The organism is Mesobacillus sp. ABV4_180 (assembly GCF_056158485.1).
In genome coordinates, this window is the sequence record NZ_JBSWTJ010000001.1 from 454191 (window position 1) to 474104 (window position 19914).

At 46.3% G+C, this 19914-nt stretch carries 16 protein-coding genes; 12 read left to right on the plus strand and 4 right to left on the minus strand.

Annotated features, from left to right (window positions below):
• Positions 1–36: 36 nt before the first annotated feature.
• Positions 37–189, minus strand: a complete 153-nt coding sequence (locus tag ACXAEA_RS02390; RefSeq protein WP_475094343.1) for a DUF1540 domain-containing protein — start codon at positions 187–189, stop codon at positions 37–39.
• A gap of 185 nt (positions 190–374) precedes the next feature.
• Between ACXAEA_RS02390 and ACXAEA_RS02395 the strand changes: the two genes are divergently transcribed.
• Positions 375–818 (plus strand): YwiB family protein, encoded by a 444-nt coding sequence (locus ACXAEA_RS02395; RefSeq protein WP_475094344.1) that lies wholly within the window; start codon positions 375–377, stop codon positions 816–818.
• On the plus strand, positions 815–2485 hold the full coding sequence (gene argS, locus ACXAEA_RS02400) for an arginine--tRNA ligase (protein ID WP_475094345.1): 1671 nt from the start codon (positions 815–817) through the stop codon (positions 2483–2485). The genes ACXAEA_RS02395 and argS overlap by 4 nt, the downstream gene beginning before the upstream one ends.
• A 44-nt stretch (positions 2486–2529) precedes the next feature.
• Here argS and ACXAEA_RS02405 read toward each other — a convergent pair whose 3' ends face one another.
• From ACXAEA_RS02405 to cls, 3 genes are all read right to left on the minus strand, one after another.
• Positions 2530–2787 carry a hypothetical protein gene (locus ACXAEA_RS02405; RefSeq protein ID WP_475094346.1) on the minus strand — a complete coding sequence of 86 codons (258 nt, stop codon included), beginning with the start codon at positions 2785–2787 and terminating at the stop codon, positions 2530–2532.
• 141 nt (positions 2788–2928) lie between these two features.
• Positions 2929–3885, minus strand: coding sequence for a UV DNA damage repair endonuclease UvsE (gene uvsE, locus ACXAEA_RS02410; RefSeq protein WP_475094347.1), 957 nt, complete (start codon positions 3883–3885; stop codon positions 2929–2931).
• A 35-nt stretch (positions 3886–3920) separates the two neighbouring features.
• Complete coding sequence (gene cls / locus ACXAEA_RS02415) at positions 3921–5108, minus strand: cardiolipin synthase (RefSeq protein ID WP_475094348.1); 1188 nt, start codon at positions 5106–5108, stop codon at positions 3921–3923.
• 371 nt (positions 5109–5479) lie between these two features.
• Here cls and ACXAEA_RS02420 point away from each other — a divergent pair, with 371 nt between their 5' ends.
• From ACXAEA_RS02420 to ACXAEA_RS02465, 10 genes are all read left to right on the plus strand, one after another.
• Positions 5480–7591: a heterodisulfide reductase-related iron-sulfur binding cluster gene (locus tag ACXAEA_RS02420; RefSeq protein WP_475094349.1), complete on the plus strand. Its 2112-nt coding sequence runs from the start codon at positions 5480–5482 to the stop codon at positions 7589–7591.
• 283 nt (positions 7592–7874) lie between these two features.
• Positions 7875–9062, plus strand: a complete 1188-nt coding sequence (locus ACXAEA_RS02425) for an acetyl-CoA C-acetyltransferase (RefSeq protein ID WP_475094350.1) — start codon at positions 7875–7877, stop codon at positions 9060–9062.
• Positions 9063–9147: 85 nt separating this feature from the next.
• On the plus strand, positions 9148–9999 hold the full coding sequence (locus ACXAEA_RS02430; protein WP_475094351.1) for a 3-hydroxybutyryl-CoA dehydrogenase: 852 nt from the start codon (positions 9148–9150) through the stop codon (positions 9997–9999).
• A gap of 60 nt (positions 10000–10059) precedes the next feature.
• Positions 10060–11190 carry an acyl-CoA dehydrogenase gene (locus ACXAEA_RS02435; RefSeq protein ID WP_475094352.1) on the plus strand — a complete coding sequence of 377 codons (1131 nt, stop codon included), beginning with the start codon at positions 10060–10062 and terminating at the stop codon, positions 11188–11190.
• Positions 11191–11537: 347 nt separating this feature from the next.
• Positions 11538–12677 (plus strand): acyl-CoA dehydrogenase, encoded by a 1140-nt coding sequence (locus tag ACXAEA_RS02440; RefSeq protein WP_475094353.1) that lies wholly within the window; start codon positions 11538–11540, stop codon positions 12675–12677.
• Positions 12678–12715: 38 nt separating this feature from the next.
• The gene (locus ACXAEA_RS02445; protein ID WP_475098043.1) at positions 12716–13369 is read left to right on the plus strand and encodes a TetR/AcrR family transcriptional regulator; all 654 of its coding nucleotides are present in this window, start codon (positions 12716–12718) and stop codon (positions 13367–13369) included.
• 2 nt (positions 13370–13371) lie between these two features.
• Positions 13372–16632: a fused isobutyryl-CoA mutase/GTPase IcmF gene (gene icmF, locus ACXAEA_RS02450; protein ID WP_475098044.1), complete on the plus strand. Its 3261-nt coding sequence runs from the start codon at positions 13372–13374 to the stop codon at positions 16630–16632.
• Between the two features lie 443 nt (positions 16633–17075).
• The gene (locus tag ACXAEA_RS02455) at positions 17076–17270 is read left to right on the plus strand and encodes a hypothetical protein (RefSeq protein WP_475094354.1); all 195 of its coding nucleotides are present in this window, start codon (positions 17076–17078) and stop codon (positions 17268–17270) included.
• A 108-nt stretch (positions 17271–17378) separates the two neighbouring features.
• Positions 17379–17963: a DNA-directed RNA polymerase subunit delta gene (rpoE, locus tag ACXAEA_RS02460; protein WP_475094355.1), complete on the plus strand. Its 585-nt coding sequence runs from the start codon at positions 17379–17381 to the stop codon at positions 17961–17963.
• A gap of 265 nt (positions 17964–18228) precedes the next feature.
• Complete coding sequence (locus ACXAEA_RS02465; RefSeq protein ID WP_475094356.1) at positions 18229–19830, plus strand: CTP synthase; 1602 nt, start codon at positions 18229–18231, stop codon at positions 19828–19830.
• Positions 19831–19914 lie beyond the last annotated feature (84 nt).

A 19914-nucleotide genomic window follows, 5' to 3' on the forward strand; every position in this document is an offset into this window, starting at 1 on the left:
AAACCGGATAGCATCTCGCCGTCCGGTTTCTTAAAATTACATCTTTTCGAATGTATCACAAATTGTTTCGCGTTCATTTCTTGCTTGTTTTCCTGTATTGGCTACGACAAGGATTGAGTCAGCAACACAATCGTTGCCTTCTGCCCAGTATTTACAGTTTTCTACGTCACATTTAACTTCGATTTTCATGGATGCCAACTCCTTTATTGGTTTTGATATACAATACCCGCTATAAATCGGGGCTAATCCTAATCGTCAATTCCTAATTTTTCCTGATTTTAAAATAAGGCAATACCCGGCGAACCTTGCACTTTTAAAGGAGAATATTTATACTTATAAAGTTATAATAAGAGATAAAGAAGGGTGTGTTATCGGTGTCTAAAGGACCCGCTGAACAGATTCCTGTCAAGGTGACGGTAAAAACGGCAATTTACAGTGGCAGTGAGAAGGAAACTTTTGAATTGACCACTTTTGGCCGATACTATAAAAAGGCGAACAGCTCGTACCTCCAGTACGATGAAGTGATGGAGGAAGGGGATGTTCAGACGACGGTAAAGATAACAGGAGACGAAGTGCTGATTTTGCGCAGCAGTGCGATCAAGATGAGGCTTCATTTTCTGCTGAATAAAAAAACTCCTGGCAATTACAAGACTCCATACGGACTGCTTGAGACATCTGCTCTCACGAAGCGTCTGGATACGAATTTTAATGAGGAAAAGCAGGAGGGACATGTGGACTTGCTGTATGATATGGCGATCCAGGGTTCGAATGCAGGTACATACCATTTGACGATCAATTATAAGGAGGAAGGCAAATGAATATAGTTGAACAGGTTCAATTGAAGCTGAAGGAAGAAATCAAGCAGGCGATCATCAAGGCTAATCTCGCTGAAGAAACACAGATTCCTTCAGTGATTCTTGAAACGCCGAAGGAAAAGGCACACGGAGACTATTCTACGAATATGGCGATGCAGCTTGCACGCGTAGCGAAAAAGGCACCTCGCCAGATTGCTGAACAGCTGATCGAGAACTTTGATAAAAGCAAGGCGTCCATCGAGAAGATTGAGATCGCCGGACCGGGTTTCATCAATTTTTACATGGACAACAGCTATTTGACGGACTTGATTCCGGCAATCCTGGAAGCAGGCGAAAAGTATGGGGAATCGAAGGTAGGCAATGGCCAGAAAATCCAGGTCGAGTTCGTTTCAGCTAACCCTACAGGCGACCTGCACCTAGGACATGCGCGCGGCGCGGCTGTCGGTGACTCGCTTTGCAATGTGCTCGCCAAGGCTGGTTATGATGTTTCCCGCGAGTATTATATTAATGATGCCGGGAACCAGATCAATAACCTTGCGTTGTCTGTTGAGGCCCGCTACTTCCAGGCGCTTGGCATGGATAAGCAGATGCCGGAGGATGGCTATCATGGCGAGGACATCATCGGAATCGGCAAGAAGCTTGCTGAAGAATTCGGCGACAAGTATGTGAATGTAGCCGATCAGGAACGCTTTGATACTTTCCGTGAGTACGGTTTGAAATATGAAATGGAAAAGCTCAAGCAGGACCTTGAGAATTTCCGTGTTAAATTCGATGTTTGGTATTCAGAGACTTCTCTTTATAACAATGGGAAAATCGATGTGGCGCTTGATGCACTTCGTGCGAACGGCCACATCTATGAGCAGGACGGCGCGACGTGGTTCCGCTCGACTGAGCTTGGCGATGACAAGGACCGCGTGCTGATCAAGCAGGATGGCTCCTTTACGTATTTACTTCCGGATGTTGCCTACCATAAGGATAAGCTTGAGCGCGGTTTTGAAAAGCTGATCAACATCTGGGGTGCGGACCACCACGGTTACATCCCTCGTATGAAAGCGGCAATCGAGGCACTTGGCTACGGCCGTGAAGCGCTTGAAGTTGAGATCATCCAGCTTGTTCACCTGTACAAGAACGGCGAGAAGATGAAGATGAGCAAGCGTACGGGTAAAGCAGTGACGATGCGTGATTTGATTGAAGAGGTAGGTCTCGATGCAGTCCGTTACTTCTTCGCGATGAGAAGCGCGGATACTCACATGGATTTCGATCTAGATCTGGCAGTATCTCAATCGAATGAAAACCCTGTATTCTACGCACAGTATGCGCATGCCCGTATCAACAGCATCCTGCGTTCTGCAGAAGAACAAGGGTTCACGGTCGGCAAAGATGCTGACTTTAAATTGATCGAAGCGGAAAAGGAAATCGACCTTTTGAAAAAGCTTGGCGAATTCCCGTTGGCAGTAGCCGAAGCAGCTGAGAAGCGCATGCCGCATCGCATCTCCAACTATATTTTCGAGTTGGCTTCTGTTTTCCACAGCTTCTACAACGCTGAAAAAGTATTGGATATGGACAACAAGGAAAGAACACAAGCACGTCTTGCACTGATCAAGACAGCAATGATTACATTGAAGAATGCTCTTGCATTGATTGGGGTTTCTGCTCCGGAGAAGATGTAAATGAATGAAAAGGCATAAACCTCTACTGAGGATTATGCCTTTTTTTATAATAGGAGATGGATTAATCCAGATATGGCAATTAAGACGAATAAAGTTCCTAGTCCTCCTAATATTAAAACACTTAATAAAACTTCAAAGAACTTGCTATATCTTGAATGGATCATAAAGTAACTTCGACCTTCTTTCCATTCTTTGAATAGAAACCTCAGTGTTTTCAGACTGGTAAACCCTAGAAATAAGGTTACTCCAATGAAAAGCAGGTTCTTGATCACATCAAACCCTGCTATTATCGTGTCCATCACCTTTTAACCCTCCTTATTAAACAAGAACGTTAGAAAAAACTATCTTTGTTAACAATAATAATACAATTGTAAATTAATGTATTTAAGTTTGATAAAAAAAGCTGCCCAATATATAGGCAGCAATTACTTGATTGAATTAGTTTACTTCCACTCCAAAACAGCCCCGCCAATCCGTTTCACACCGCGGATTTTGGATAAATCCTCGACAAGCTTCAGCGCTGCTTTGTCTTTCTCCTTCGCTTCGATCATGAAATCAACGTCCTGTCCAATGCCCCGCAAAATTCCAATCAAAGGCAAGATGAATTCGTGATCAACATAGTCGGCATGCGACCGGTATGCTTTTTCCGATTTAGGCGATGAAATATGGATTTTCGGTTTCATCCCGATCCGTTCCCAAGACGTGAAGCCGACCGGAAGCAGTTTCTCTAGAGATTCTTCAGAAAGATTTGCGATGTGATGATGATAATCGAACATGAACGGCACGTCTTCTTTCAAGCAAGCCGCCAATGTTTCTTCAGTGTTATAGGTTTTATCATCGTTTTCAAGAGTAGTGATTTTCTTGATGTGATCCGGGAGCTTTGCGAAGTTTTCATGAAAACGCAAAATTGTCTCTTCCTTATTTCCGTATGCCCCGCCGATATGGATATTGATCAGTGCGCTGTTTTCCAGTCCCATCGCTTCGAGCATACCGTAATGGTACTCCATATCCTTTATCGCGTTTGCGGTTACTTCCTCTCTCGGAGAAGTGAACAAAGTGAACTGGTTCGGATGGAAGCTCGTTCGCAGCCCATGCTTTTTTACCAGAGCCCCGATTTCCAGCCATTTATCGCGGAATGGGGTGACATAATCCCATTTGACCTCCGGATGGGTGGCAAGCGGTGCAATGGAGCTGGAAAAGCGGTACAAGGGGATATCCTGGGCGATATTATAGTGAATCATTCTTTCTGTGTTCAAGAGGTTTTGATAGGTTACGGAAAGCAGCTTTTCGTGCCGCTCATCCTCAGGCAGCTGTCCGTAACGAGCGAATGTAAGTGCCTTTGAGGGAGATGCATCCCAGAGGCTTATGGCGGTGGATACATATCCTAGCCGAATGATCATTTCGACACTCCTTCATTGCCCGGCGGCCGGCTTATTTATAAAAAATAAGAAATCGTACTTGCGGCTTTTTCCTTCAGCAGTCCGTGTTTGAAGTCTTCCACAGCAGCTTTTCTCGAGTTCAGGATGTCTTCTGCCAGGATCATTTTGACCTTTTTGATAAAATCGCCATCATAAATCAGACAGTTCAATTCATAATTTAGGTACATGCTTCTTTTATCAAAATTGGCGGTGCCCAAATCACAAACTTTGTCATCTACAAGCAGGATTTTTGAATGGTAAAAACCATTCAAAAACTGATAGACTTCGGCTCCATCCTTGATAAGGGTCCGCAAATAAGGGTGGGAGGCTTCTTTTACAAGCATGTGGTCAGAGATAAATGGGACTAATACCGTGACCGAAACACCTCGCCCTATTGCATCAAGCAGAAGATTGAATACTTTTGTACTCGGGATGAAGTAGGGTGTTCCGATAAAAACGGAAGTCCTCGAGTTCCTGATTAAATCGGACATCATTTCCTCAAGAAGGATGCCTTCGGTGGGAACAATCTGATGGCGGATCGGCCCTTTTTCAAGAGCAGGAAAATAGGCTTTGCTTTGCAGCAGATTCACTTTTGCTGCCGCCCGCCAATCCTCGAGGAACTCTTTTTGCAGGTCCTCCACTCCTTCACCAGACATTTTTAAATGATAATCCCGCCATGGCGTGAGCTTCGGATCCTGATCATAGTATTCCTTGCCAATGTTGAATCCGCCGATATAGCCGATTCGTCCGTCAATCACGGTGATTTTGCGGTGGTTGCGGACCTGGGAAGAATAAAACAGGAACGGGAATTTAGGCGTTTGAGAATATGAGAATTCAACACCGGCAGCCTTCAGAGATTTGATCGTTTTGTGCTTCAGACCGTTGCCGACCCAGTCAACCAACAGCCGGACTTCAACACCGGCCTGGGCTTTTTCTTTAAGAATGGAGAGAAACTCCTGACTGATTTTATCATCCTGAACGATATAAAACAGAATATGAATGTGCTGTTTTGCATTTTTTAATTCGGAAAAAAGATCAGAAAATAATTCAGGACCCTTCGCAAAAATTTCAAGGCTGCTTTCGCGGACGGGCAATTTATTGGTATTGGCATTTGCCAGATGCTTTTTTCGTCCAAGCATGAAGTCCGCGTAGACCCACAGGGCGAGCCCGGCTATTATTGCAATCACAATCCATCCAATTCTCATAGCGATTCGGCTCCCTTGAAAAAATAATAAGAAAAATTTTGCTCACATTGAGCAGTGTCCAGCTCCAGCGCCTAGCCCCTCGAGTCGCTTCGTTCCTGCCAATGAAGTCAAAAAGCAACTTCACTGTCAGGCCCTCCAGCGCTTGTCGGAGCTGAAAGAGGCACTTCCGCTTTTCATATTATCTTTGCCGAAATTGCTTCTTATATGTTAAATTCCTTTAAAAGGGAAAGTGTAAACAATTTTCAGAAATGATAGGAAATGAGTTGACTGAATGCTCATTCATTATATAATGGAGTTAAGGTTATATTCTGAAAATTGGTTTGTTTAAAAATTTTCTTCCAAAATCAGTGTTGAAAGGGGTAAATGATTTTATGAACGGTCTGCTATGGATCAATCTTGTCGCGTTCCTTCTTGTAACCGCTTACGCAGTCAGCTTGTTTGTATATGTGGTCAAGACGAGAATCGAATACATCAAGCTCGGCAAAAAGTCAGAGTTCGATGATGATGTTAAAGAACGTGTAAGAAGAATCTGGGTTCATGTATTTGGCCAAAAAAGGCTATTGAAGGAAAAGAAAAGCGGTATTATACACGTTATGTTTTTTTATGGGTTCATCCTTGTCCAATTTGGGGCAATTGATTTTATCTGGAAAGGGCTGAAGCCAGGCAGCCACCTGCCGCTGGGCCCGCTGTATCCAGGTTTCACCTTCTTCCAGGAAATCGTCACATTGACGATTCTTGTGGCTGTTGTATGGGCTTTTTACCGCCGATATGTCGAAAAGCTTGTCCGTTTGAAGCGCGGCTTCAAGAATGGTCTTGTTCTTCTGTTCATCGGCGGCTTGATGCTCTCCGTTCTTCTTGGCAACGGGATGAGCATGATCTGGCACGGACATGAAGGAACATGGACTGAACCGGTTGCTTCCTTGATTGCCACAGCATTCAGCGGAATTCCTCAGGCAGCTGCCATCACGATTTTCTATATCGCATGGTGGATCCACCTGTTGTTCCTTCTTGCATTCCTTGTTTACGTGCCGCAATCAAAGCACGCGCACTTGATCGCAGGACCTGCCAATGTCTATTTGACAAAGGTAGATGCTCCGGGAAAAATCAAGAAAATCGACTTTGAAGATGAAACTCAGGAAACATTCGGTGCAGGAAAAATCACCGATTTCAACTATGAGCAGATGATTGACTTCTACGCATGTGTGGAATGTGGACGCTGTACAAATATGTGTCCGGCAACTGGCACAGGCAAAATGTTGTCGCCGATGGACCTCATCGTTAAGCTTCGTGACCATCTGACGCTTCATGGTGCAGCAGTCACATCCAAACAGCCATGGGTTCCGACTTTTGCTTTTTCAAACACGAAGGGCAACCAGATTGCATTGGCAGCAGCAGGCCAGGGTGCAAATGAGGCAGCAGCAAGCCTTGCCTACAGCCCAAGCATGATCGGCGATGTGATTACAGAAGAGGAAATCTGGGCATGTACGACTTGCCGTAACTGCGAGGACCAATGTCCGGTTATGAACGAACACGTTGACAAAATCATCGACCTTCGCCGTTACCTCGTCTTGACAGAAGGTAAGATGGACGCTGACGCACAGCGCGCGATGACGAATATCGAGCGACAGGGCAATCCATGGGGCTTGAACCGCAAGGAAAAGGAAGACTGGCGCGAGCTTCGCGACGATGTCGTCGTTCCTACGGTAAAAGAAATGAAAAAAGCAGATGAAGAATTCGAATACTTATTCTGGGTTGGCGCGATGGGTTCATACGACAACCGCAGCCAAAAGATTGCCCTTTCATTCGCAAAGCTGCTGAACGAAGCAGGCATCAAGTTCGCGATCCTTGGCAACAAGGAAAAGAACTCTGGCGATACACCACGCCGCCTGGGCAATGAGTTCCTGTTCCAGGAGCTTGCAACGAAAAATATCGAAGAATTCGAGAAAAATGAAGTGAAGAAAATCGTGACGATCGACCCTCACGCATACAATATCTTTAAGAACGAATATCCTGATTTCGGTCTTGAAGCGGAAGTGTACCACCATACCGAGCTATTGGCGAAGTTGGTTAAGGAAGGAAAGCTGGTACCTAAGCATGCCTTGAACGAAACCATCACTTTCCATGATTCATGCTACCTGGGCCGATACAACGAGGTTTATGACGCACCGCGTGATATCCTCAAGGCGATCCCTGGCGTGACACTGAAGGAAATGGAACGCAACCGCGATACGGCAATGTGCTGTGGCGCAGGAGGCGGCTTGATGTGGATGGAAGAAGAAACAGGCCACAGAATCAACGTAGCCCGTACGGAACAGGCATTGTCCGTTAACCCATCCGTCATCAGTTCTGGATGCCCGTACTGTCTGACAATGCTTTCAGATGGAACGAAGGCGAAGGAAGTAGAAGAATCAGTCGATACACTTGATGTAGCCGAACTGCTTGAAAAATCCGTTTTCGGTGAACTCAAACCGCTTGTTTCTTAATATCTAACCATGAATAGTAGAAGTTGACTCACAATAAAAATTCGACATATGACAGAATTTTTAGCAAAGTGTTTCAATTTCTACTATTTTTAAAGTAAAATGAATAATATAATAAAGCGCTTTCATCATTCTTCAGCAAGAAATCACCGTAGAACCTCACAAAACAAGAAAACACATATTTTTTTGGACCAGTTTCGAGCGAGCGTTCAGTCACTCGAGCATAGCTGGTTAAATGTTTATTTTTCCAGAATTAAATTTAATAGATTGAAAGGGAGAGATGGCAATGGGGAAGACAGTCGTTTTAGCAGGGGCAAGAACACCATTTGGCAAAATGGGTGGAGCTTTGAGTGGATTCACAGCGAGCCAGCTCGGCGGAATCGCTGTAAAAGAAGCATTGGCACGTGCGGAAGTAAAGCCAGAGGAAGTCGGAGAAGTCATCCTTGGAACCGTATTGCAGGGAGGCCAGGGACAACTGCCCTCACGCCAGGCTGCGAGAGAAGCAGGCATTCCATGGGAAGTGAAGACGGAAACGATCAACAAGGTTTGTGCATCAGGCATGCGCAGTCTGACGCTTGGCGACCAGATCATCCGTGCAGGGGACGAGGAAGTCATCGTTGCCGGCGGAATAGAATCAATGAGCAACGCACCTTACATGCTGCCAAAAGCACGATGGGGATTGCGAATGGGTGACGGACAGGTCAAGGATTTGATGGTCCATGACGGGTTGACATGCAGCTTCAAGGGCGTCCATATGGGAACGTACGGAAACGAAGTAGCGAAAGAGTTCGAAATCAGCCGTGAAGAGCAGGATCAATGGTCCTACCGCAGCCACCAGAGAGCGATCGAAGCGATTGAATCAGGAAAGCTTGCAGCGGAAATCGTTCCTGTTGAAGTACCGCAGCGGAAGGGCGACCCTGTTGTTGTCCAGCATGACGAATCACCAAGGAAGGACACTTCAATCGAAAAGCTTGCCAAGCTCGGTCCTGTTTTCAACTCTGATGGAACAATAACAGCTGGCAACGCACCAGGCGTCAATGACGGCGCAGCAGCCCTTGTGCTGATGAGTGAGGAGCGCGCCATGCGTGAAGGCAGGACGCCACAGGCAGTCATCCTTGCCCACGCAGCAATCGCTACAGAGGCAAAGGATTTCCCGAAAACTCCGGGAATCGTCATCAACGAGCTATTAAAGAAGACAGGGAAATCGCTTGAAGAAATCGACCTTTTTGAAATCAATGAGGCATTTGCAGCGGTTGCTTTGACTAGCGGACGCATTGCCAGTCTGGACCCGGAGAAGGTGAACGTGAACGGCGGTGCGGTTGCCCTTGGACACCCAATCGGCGCAAGTGGGGCACGCATCATCCTCACTTTGATGCACGAACTGAAGCGCCGTGGCGGCGGGGTCGGCATTGCGGCGATCTGCTCAGGCGGCGGCCAGGGTGACGCTGTGATGATCGAGGTCCCTAAGCAATAATTTTTATAATACTGCAGGAGGGCAGCAATGAATCTGCCCTCCGTTAACATGAATTTTTCATAACTTTTTTATAGGGGGAGAAACAATGAGTGTAAAAACAATTATGGTAATCGGCGCTGGACAAATGGGTTCAGGCATTGCCCAGGTGTGTGCGCAGGCAGGATACAGTGTATTCCTGAACGATTTGAAACCTGAATTTGTTGAACGTGGATTGTCCGGAATCAAGAAGAACCTTAACCGCCAGGTAGATAAAGGCCGGATGACAGCTGAACAGCTTGATGAGATTGTTGGCAGGATTACTTCTTCAAGTGATCTGCAGGAAGCAAAAGGTGTGGACCTTGTCATTGAAGCTGCGGTCGAGAATATGGACATCAAAACGAAAATCTTTGCCCAGCTTGATGAAATTGCGCCAGCACATGCCATCCTTGCTTCCAATACATCATCATTGCCAATCACCGAAATTGCTGCAGCGACAAAGCGTCCGGAAAAAGTCATCGGCATGCACTTTATGAACCCGGTTCCGGTGATGAAGCTGGTTGAAATCATCCGCGGCCTTGCGACTGCTGATGAAGTCTATCAAACAATCGAAGACATCACAAAAACATTGGAAAAAGTTCCTGTTGAAGTGAACGACTTCCCAGGCTTTGTTTCAAACCGCATCCTGATGCCAATGATCAACGAAGCGATCTACACATTGTACGAGGGAGTCGCAACAAAGGAAGCAATCGACGAAGTCATGAAGCTTGGCATGAACCACCCAATGGGGCCGCTGACTCTTGCTGACTTCATCGGTCTGGACACATGCCTCTACATCATGGAAACACTGCACGAAGGATTTGGTGATGATAAGTACCGCCCATGCCCGCTGTTAAGGAAGTACGTAAAAGCAGGCTGGCTTGGCAAAAAGTCCGGCCGCGGCTTCTACACATATGAATAATTTCTTATCGAAGAATCCGTCCTTACATAACTCATTGTCAGGACGTCGGGAGGATCTAAGATGAATCTGAGATTTACAGAAGAGCAGGAAATGATGCGCAAAATGGTCCGTGATTTTGCCCAAACCGAGATTGCGCCGTTTGTGGAAAAGATGGAGGAAGGCGAGTTCCCAAGGGAGATTTTGAAAAAGATGGGCGAGCTTGGCCTGATGGGAATTCCGGTGCCTGAAGAGTACGGCGGTTCAGAAATGGATTTCATTTCCTATATCATCGCCATTCATGAGATTTCCAAAGTCAGTGCGACGGTCGGGGTCATCCTTTCCGTCCATACATCGGTTGGAACGAATCCGATTCTATACTTCGGAACAGATGAGCAAAAGAAAAAGTATGTGCCGAAGCTCGCTTCAGGTGAATATCTGGGAGCATTCTGCCTCACAGAGCCGAGCGCTGGTTCTGATGCCGCCAGCCTTAAGACACGCGCGGTCAAGAAAGATGGACACTATGTACTGAACGGCTCGAAGGTGTTCATCACAAATGGCGGCGAAGCGGATGTGTATATCGTATTTGCTTCCACTAATCCGGAAGCTGGTCCGAAGGGAGTGTCCGCTTTTATCGTCGAAAAAGACACGCCAGGATTCATCGTGGGCAAAGATGAGCACAAAATGGGACTTTACGGCTCGCGCACGGTCCAGCTGACATTTGAAGACATGAAAGTTCCGGAAGAAAACCTGCTTGGCCAGGAAGGAGAAGGATTCAAAATTGCGATGAGCAATCTTGATTCCGGCCGTATCGGCATTGCCGCACAGGCACTTGGTATTGCGGAAGCTGCATTGGAAGCCGCTACTGGATATGCAAAAGAGAGAGTCCAGTTCGGGAAGCCAATTGCCGCCCAGCAAGGCGTGGGTTTCAAGCTTGCAGATATGGCTACATCAGTCGAAGCTGCAAAACTGCTAATCTATCGCGCAGCCCAGCTTCGTTCGGAAGGACAAAAATGCGGCCTCGAAGCATCAATGGCGAAGCTGTTCACATCAAGAACAGCAGTAGAAGTCACAACAGAAGCCATCCAGGTGTTCGGCGGCTACGGGTACACGAAGGAGTATCCAGTCGAACGCTACTTCCGCGACGCGAAAGTGACGGAGATTTACGAAGGCACAAGCGAGATTCAGAAGATTGTTATTAGTAAGCAGTTATAAAACTGGTGATAAATTCGGTTGGTGTCTAAAAACGGCAGAGCGGTCGAAAAAAGGTCACCAATCAAGCCAATTGGAGCCCGAAATCGGCGGGGCATTCAAAAAAAGGTCACCAATGGAGCCGATTGGCGCCCGAAATTGGCGGGGCATTCAAAAAAGGTCACCAATGGAGCCGATTGGCGCCCGAAATTGGCGGGGCATTCAAAAAAAGGTCACCAATGGAGCTGATTGGCGTCCGAAATCGGAAGAACATCCGAAAAGAGGTCACTAACGAATCTGATAGGCGGCTCAAACCTGCTGACGTCTCGAAAAATCTACAAATCCAATAAACAGTAACGGAGGAAATGAAAATGAACTTTCGATTATCCGAAGAACATGAAATGATCCGGAAAATGGTCCGTGATTTTGCGAAGAATGAAGTGGCTCCTACGGCTGCTGAGCGCGATGAAGAGGAGCGCTTTGACCGCGAGATTTTTGACAAAATGGCTGAGCTTGGCCTGACAGGGATTCCATGGCCTGAAGAATACGGTGGCATCGGCAGCGACTATCTTGCATACTGCATCGCGGTTGAAGAATTATCACGTGTTTGTGCATCCACTGGCGTTATGCTTTCAGCGCACACCTCACTTGCAGGCTGGCCAATCTACAAGTTCGGCAATGAAGAGCAGAAGCAAAAATACTTGAGGCCAATGGCAGAAGGCAAAAGCATCGGCGCATACGGTTTGACTGAGCCGGGGAGCGGTTCTGATGCAGGTGCGATGAGAACGACTGCTAAAGAAGACGGCGACCAATATGTACTGAACGGCTCAAAGATCTTCATCACAAACGGCGGCGTAGCGGACATCTATGTGGTATTCGCTTTGACAGACCCTTCAAGCAAGCATAAAGGGACGACTGCATTCATCGTTGAAAGCGACTTCCCTGGTTTCTCTGTTGGCAAGAAGGAGAAAAAGCTCGGCATTCGCTCATCTCCGACAACGGAAATCATTTTTGAAGACTGCCGCGTTCCGAAGGAAAATATCCTTGGTGAAGTCGGCGAGGGTTTCAAAATCGCAATGATGACGCTTGATGGCGGACGTAACGGTATCGCAGCACAGGCGGTAGGGATCGCTCAGGGCGCACTTGATGCGGCTGTGGATTATGCAAAAGAACGCCAGCAATTCGGCAAGCCAATCGCTGCGAACCAGGGAATCGGCTTCAAACTTGCGGACATGGCTACTTCTGTTGAAGCTTCAAGACTATTAACCTACCAGGCTGCATGGCTTGAATCTGAAGGACTTCCATACGGCAAGGAATCCGCAATGTCCAAATTGTTTGCCGGTGACACAGCGATGAAGGTGACAACCGAAGCGGTCCAGGTATTCGGAGGCTATGGATACACGAAGGATTATCCAGTTGAACGCTTCATGCGCGACGCGAAAATCACTCAAATCTATGAAGGAACACAGGAAATCCAGCGCCTTGTTATCTCAAGGATGCTGACGAAATAAGTCCTGATGGAATTCAGAACAAGGCGGGTAGAGAAGTGATGAAAAAGCGAGAAGTGCAGGCGTCGGTAAAAGATGAGCGACTTGTGAAAAAAAGGCGCGACCAGATGATCAAAGGGGCCGTTACCCTTTTCAAGCAGAAGGGCTTCCACCGTACGACGACCAGAGAGATTGCCCGGGCTTCAGGCTTTAGCATCGGTACCCTTTATGAATATATCCGCACGAAGGAAGATGTGCTTTACCTCGTCTGTGACAGCATCTATGACGAGGTCCGCGATCGCCTTCAGGAAAATCTCGATACGAACCAGGGGACACTCGAGAGCCTGAGGGTCGGGATCGCCAACTACTTCAAGGTCATGGATGACCTGCAGGATGAAGTGCTTGTCATGTATCAGGAAGTAAAGTCGCTGACAAAGGATGCCCTTCCTTATGTGCTGAAAAAAGAAATCGAAATGGTGGGAATGTTTGAGGATGTTATCCAGCGCTGCGTCGAAAATGGCGAGCTGGACCTGGATGAAAAACATATCAAGATCATCGCCCATGATATTTTCGTCCAGGGGCAGATGTGGGGATTCCGCCGCTGGGCACTGCAAAAAATGTACACTCTCGAGGAGTATACAGAGCTCCAGACCGAATTGCTTTTTAAGGGGATAAAGGGTTCGGAAATAAAATTAGGAACAGGGGGAACAAAATGAGTATGACGGAAACGTATAAGCCAAAGAACCATATTCGCTTTGTGACAGCTTCAAGTTTGTTTGACGGCCATGACGCCTCAATCAATATCATGAGAAGAATTCTCCAGTCGTTGGGCGCCGAGGTCATTCACCTTGGCCATAACCGTTCGGTCGAGGAGGTCGTCAATGCTGCCATCCAGGAGGATGCACAGGGGATTGCGATTTCATCCTATCAGGGCGGGCACGTCGAATATTTTAAATATATGTACGACCTATTGAAGGAAAAAGGCGCTTCTCACATCCGGATTTACGGCGGTGGCGGCGGCGTTATCATTCCTCGGGAAATAAAAGAACTTCATGAGTACGGAATTGCCCGTATTTTCTCGCCGGAAGACGGCAGGAAATATGGCCTTAACGGCATGATCGAGCAGATGATCAAGGAATGTGATTTCCCGACTGTAACCGCAGAAGGCGTCGAGGAGATCGAAAAGCTTGAGGCAGGAGATCCAAATGCCGTTGCAAAGCTGATCACCCTTGCTGAGCAGCATGTCGGTTCCGAAAAAGAAACCGCAGCAGCTGTCGAAACACTGATGGAAAAAGTAAAGACAATGACGAAGGCCGTACCGGTCGTCGGCATCACGGGTACTGGCGGAGCAGGAAAAAGCTCATTGACCGATGAGCTGATCCGAAGATTCATCAATGAAATTCCTGAAAAGAAGGTTGCCATTTTATCTGTGGACCCAACGAAACAAAAGACTGGCGGCGCCCTTCTTGGTGACAGGATCCGCATGAACGCGATTTTCTCTCCACGTGTTTACATGCGCAGCCTGGCGACTAGGAAATCCAGGTCCGAACTTTCACTGGCAATCAAAGATGCGATCGATGTTGTAAAAGCAGCAGGCTTTGATCTTGTCATCGTCGAAACGAGCGGAATCGGCCAGGGAGACGCGGGAATTACCGAGGTGTGCGATGTTTCCATGTACGTGATGACGAGCGAATTCGGAGCGCCATCACAGCTTGAAAAAATCGATATGATTGATTATGCAGACCTGATCGTCATCAATAAATTTGAGCGTAAAGGTTCTGAAGACGCAAGACGCCAGGTTCAGAAACAGTACCAGCGGAGCCATCTTCTTTGGGAAAAAGAACTGGATTCAATGCCGGTATATGGCACTATCGCCAGCCAGTTCAACGACCCAGGCACGAACGCGCTTTTTGCAGCCTTGGTCAATAAAATTAATGAAAAAGCGGGTACAGATTGGACGACAACTTTCTCTACTAATGCAGTAGTTGAAAAGCAGAACGTCATCATCCCGAATGACCGCCGCTATTATCTGCGTGAAATCTCCGAGGCGGTGCGCGGCTATCATAAGCAAGCGGCAGAGCAGGCAGATCTTGCCCGCAGATTGTTCCAACTTGAAGGCGCGATCGATGCGGTAAAAGAGCGCGAAACGAACAGTGAAGTCCTTCCTTCTCTTCAGATGTTAAAAGAAGAAACGGAAAAGAAGCTGACGCCAGAATCAAAATATATCCTTGAAAACTGGGAAGCCCTGAGGGAAAAGTATAGTGCTGACAAGTTCGTCACAAAAATCCGTGACAAGGAAATCGTAACGGAACTGAAGACAAAGAGCCTATCCGGATTGAGCATCCCAAAGGTAGCATTGCCGAAATACAAGGATTATGGCGAAATCCTGCGTTGGGTTTATCTTGAGAATGTACCGGGCAGCTTCCCGTACACTGCTGGAGTATTCCCGTTCAAGCGTGAAGGAGAAGATCCGAAGCGCCAGTTCGCTGGTGAGGGAACACCTGAACGGACGAACCGCCGTTTCCATTACCTCTCTAAAGACGATGCGGCAAAGCGTCTGAGCACAGCATTTGATTCGGTAACACTATATGGTGAAGATCCGGATTACCGTCCAGATATTTACGGAAAGGTCGGCGAGAGCGGTGTCAGCGTCTGTTCGCTAGATGACATGAAAAAGCTGTATGCAGGCTTCGATCTTTGCCATCCATCAACATCTGTATCAATGACAATCAACGGTCCGGCACCAATCATCCTGGCAATGTTCATGAACACAGCTGTTGAACAGCAGGTTGAGAAGAAAGAGGCGGAACTTGGACGAAAGCTGAATGATGAAGAATTAGCTCAAATCAAGGAAATGACTTTACAGACAGTCCGTGGCACAGTCCAGGCAGATATTTTAAAAGAAGACCAGGGACAGAACACTTGCATCTTCTCTACTGAATTCGCACTCAGAATGATGGGCGATATCCAGCAGTATTTTATCGATGAGAAGGTAAGAAACTACTATTCTGTATCGATTTCCGGCTATCATATTGCAGAAGCAGGAGCGAACCCGATTTCCCAGCTCGCATTCACTCTCTCAAACGGCTTCACGTATGTTGAATACTATTTGAGCAGAGGCATGAAGATCGATGATTTTGCACCAAACTTGAGTTTCTTCTTCTCGAACGGCCTGGATCCGGAGTACTCCGTGATTGGCCGTGTTGCCCGCCGCATCTGGGCGACTGTCATGAAGAACAAGTACGGCGCAAACGAACGCAGCCAAAAGCTGAAGTACCACATCCAGACATCAGGCCGTTCGCTGCATGCGCAGGAAATCGACTTCAATGATATACGTACGACGCTTCAGGCACTAATGGCATTGCACGATAACTGCAACTCGCTCCATACGAACGCATATGACGAAGCGATCACAACACCGACGGAAGAATCCGTCCGCCGAGCGATGGCAATCCAGATGATCATCACGAAGGAGCACGGATTGACGAAGAACGAGAATCCGCTCCAGGGTGCGTTCATCATTGAAGAACTGACAGACCTTGTTGAGGAAGCAGTGCTTCAGGAATTCGAACGGATCAACGACCGCGGAGGCGTGCTTGGTGCGATGGAAACACAGTACCAGCGCGGGAAAATCCAGGATGAATCCATGTACTATGAAATGAAGAAACATTCAGGAGAACTTCCTATCATCGGGGTAAACACTTACCTGAATCCAAATCCTCCATCAGAAGAAGAAATCGACAAGATGGAACTTGCCCGCGCGACAACTGAGGAAAAAGAAACACAGATCCGCAACCTTGAAGCTTTCAAGGGCAAAAATAAGGATCAATCAGAAGAAGCCCTCAAGCGATTGAAAGAAACAGCAGTCAGCGGCGGCAATATCTTCGCGGAACTGATGGAAACCGTAAAATACGCAAGCCTCGGACAAATCACAAGAGCACTTTACGAAGTAGGCGGCCAGTTCCGCAGGAATATGTAGAGGATAGCCATTGTTTTAGAATATATCAGTGGATTTTTGGATATATCGACCACATCTTGAAATATATCAGCGGATTTTCGAATATATCGACCACATTTAAAATTATATCGACCAACAATAAAATTCTGGCTGTTTCATTGGCTGTTATATAGTAGTGTATTTATAATCAACAGCCAGATTTTCAGAAAAGCTAAGTTTATAACTAGCGCCCATGGTGTACGTGGCAATCAATAATCTTTACGGTGCATCGAATGAAGCAAGATGGCTTATAGGAAACTATGAGCCATCTTGTATTATTTTGATAAGGAAATCACCAAAACAAGAAAATTTTTCATATCTTTTTCCAAAATATCTTACTATAATCTAGTTAACACGTTTTTTCGCAGACAAATGCGGAAAGGCTATAAATATTACATACGACCTACTTCAGGATGTGAAATTACTTGAGATTGGTATTGCTTTTGGCCGGAGCTGCCACCGCAGTTGCTGCTTTATTTTATCTATACCAGCGTCAGCTTGGTGCCGTATCTTTTTTCATTCTCTCGATTCTTTTCTTTTTCCTAGCGTATACACAGCTTTCCAAAAAGAAAAAGGCTGGCATACAGCAAAGTGAAAAAAGGCGAGAAAACGACAGATAAAACTAGCATAAAGGTTTGGAATTTGTTTATAATGTAGAATATGCATTCTGGGATATTTTCCTTGTTTTCGGACGCAAGGCCGGGTAAGGCCTGGAATAGAGAAAGGAAGTGCGAAGGTTGAGTTTAAAACAAGTCTCAAAAGAAGAGCTTCAAGAAATGTCTTTGATTGAAGTGGCATTCGAAATTTTAAAAGAAAAGAAGCAGGCAGTCACATTCCAAGAATTGATGGCTGAAATCACGAAGATTCTTGAATTGGACGGGGCAGATGTAACTGAGAGAATGGTTCAGTTTTATACAGATATAAACATAGATGGACGTTTCATGTCACAGGGAGAAGGACGCTGGGGACTCCGCGTATGGTATCCTGTTGACCAGATCGAGGAAGACAATGTCACGACAGTCAAGCCTAAGAAAAAGAAATCGAAGAAAGCAGTCGATGAGGATGATCTGGATCTTGACGAATTCGATGAAATCGATGAAGAGGATCTTGACTATGACGACTTTGACGAAATCGACGAAGATGATGACGAGGACGACGATGATCTTCTCGATGACGACGATGACGAAGATTTCGATGAAGAACTCGAAGAAACTGAAGACTTCGAAGAAGATGATGAATTGATCGATGAAGAAGATGAGGATGAAGATCTTCCGCTTGAAGATGAGGATCAGGACGAGGAAGAAGATCTGTAATTCTCGGCTTGACTTTTGCCAAAGCCGGCTGTAGAATACTTTTTGGGCTCCTTAAAAAAGGACGATTATTTAAAACAGCGACAAAACGCTCCCCATACTTTGTATGCGGGGCGTTTTTTTTATTTTGACCTGATAGGTGAAAACCCCCGGGAATAAAGGTCTGCATGAAGCGATGCACGCCTTGATGAAATAGTTAAAAATTTTATTAATAAATCAATTAAACAGGTACATATTGTACAAACTGTTTGATGAGGGGGATTACATTATGGCAAAGTATATTTTTGTTACCGGCGGCGTAGTTTCGTCATTAGGAAAAGGAATCACGGCAGCTTCCCTTGGCAGATTGCTGAAAAACAGAGGCATGAACGTGACAATCCAGAAATTCGATCCATATATCAACGTGGACCCAGGGACAATGAGCCCTTATCAGCACGGTGAAGTATTCGTTACTGACGATGGCGCTGAAACGGATTTGGATCTTGGCCACTACGAGCGCTTCATCGATATCAACCTGAACAAGTACTCTAACGTGACTACAGGGAAAATCTACTCAACTGTCTTGAAAAAAGAACGCCGCGGCGATTATCTTGGCGGAACAGTTCAGGTCATCCCGCACATCACGAATGAAATCAAAGATAAGGTTTTCCGTGCCGGAAAAGAAACAGGCGCAGATGTTGTCATCACTGAAATTGGCGGTACAGTAGGGGACATCGAATCCCTGCCATTCCTTGAAGCGATCCGCCAGATCAAGAATGATGTCGGCCGCGACAATGTGATGTACGTCCACTGTACATTGGTTCCTTATATCAAGGCAGCTGGCGAAATGAAGACAAAGCCAACCCAGCACAGCGTAAAAGAACTGCGCAGCCTGGGCATCCAGCCAAACATTATCGTTCTTCGTACCGAAATGCCGATTTCACAGGAAATGAAAGACAAGATTGCTCTTTTCTGTGATATCGACAAGGAAGCGGTAATTGAAGCTGCAGATGCAGATACACTTTATTCCATTCCATTGGCATTGCAGGCTCAAAAGATGGACCAGCTTGTATGTGACCACTTCAAGCTTGATTGCGGCGAGGCCGACATGACCGAGTGGAATGCACTTGTAGAGAAGGTTACTCACCTTTCTGGCAAAACAAGAATTGCACTTGTTGGTAAATACGTAGAGCTGCAAGACGCGTATATCTCTGTTGTTGAATCACTGAAGCATGCTGGATATGCATTCGACAGCGACATCGAGATCAAGTGGATCAATTCTGAGGAACTCAATACTGAGAATGTTACTGAATTGCTGAATGATGTTGACGGAATCCTTGTTCCTGGAGGATTTGGTGACCGTGGAATCGAAGGCAAAATCCTTGCTACCCAATATGCTCGTGAAAACAAAGTTCCATTCTTCGGAATTTGCCTTGGCATGCAGCTGGCATCCGTTGAATTCGCACGCAATGTTCTTGGCCTTAAGAATGCGCACTCTGCTGAGATCATGCCTAGCACGCCGTACCCAATCATCGACCTTCTTCCTGAACAGAAAGATATCGAAGATCTTGGCGGTACACTTCGCTTAGGGCTGTATCCATGCAAGTTGTCAGAAGATACAAAAGCATTCGCCGCGTACGGTGATGATCTTGTGTACGAGCGCCACCGCCACCGTTACGAGTTCAATAATGAATATCGTCAGGCAATGGAAAAAGAAGGCTTTATCTTCTCTGGTACAAGCCCGGATGGCCGCCTGGTAGAAATCATCGAGTTGCAAGATCACCCATGGTTCCTGGCATCCCAGTTCCATCCTGAATTCACATCAAGACCAACACGCCCACAGCCATTATTCAGAGACTTCATTGAAGCTTCAATCAAGTCAAGTAAATAATTTCTGTTAATATTCGAAAAGCCGGTGATATCACCGGCTTTTTTGTGCATTATAAGACTGCTTTTTACATATCAGACTATGGAT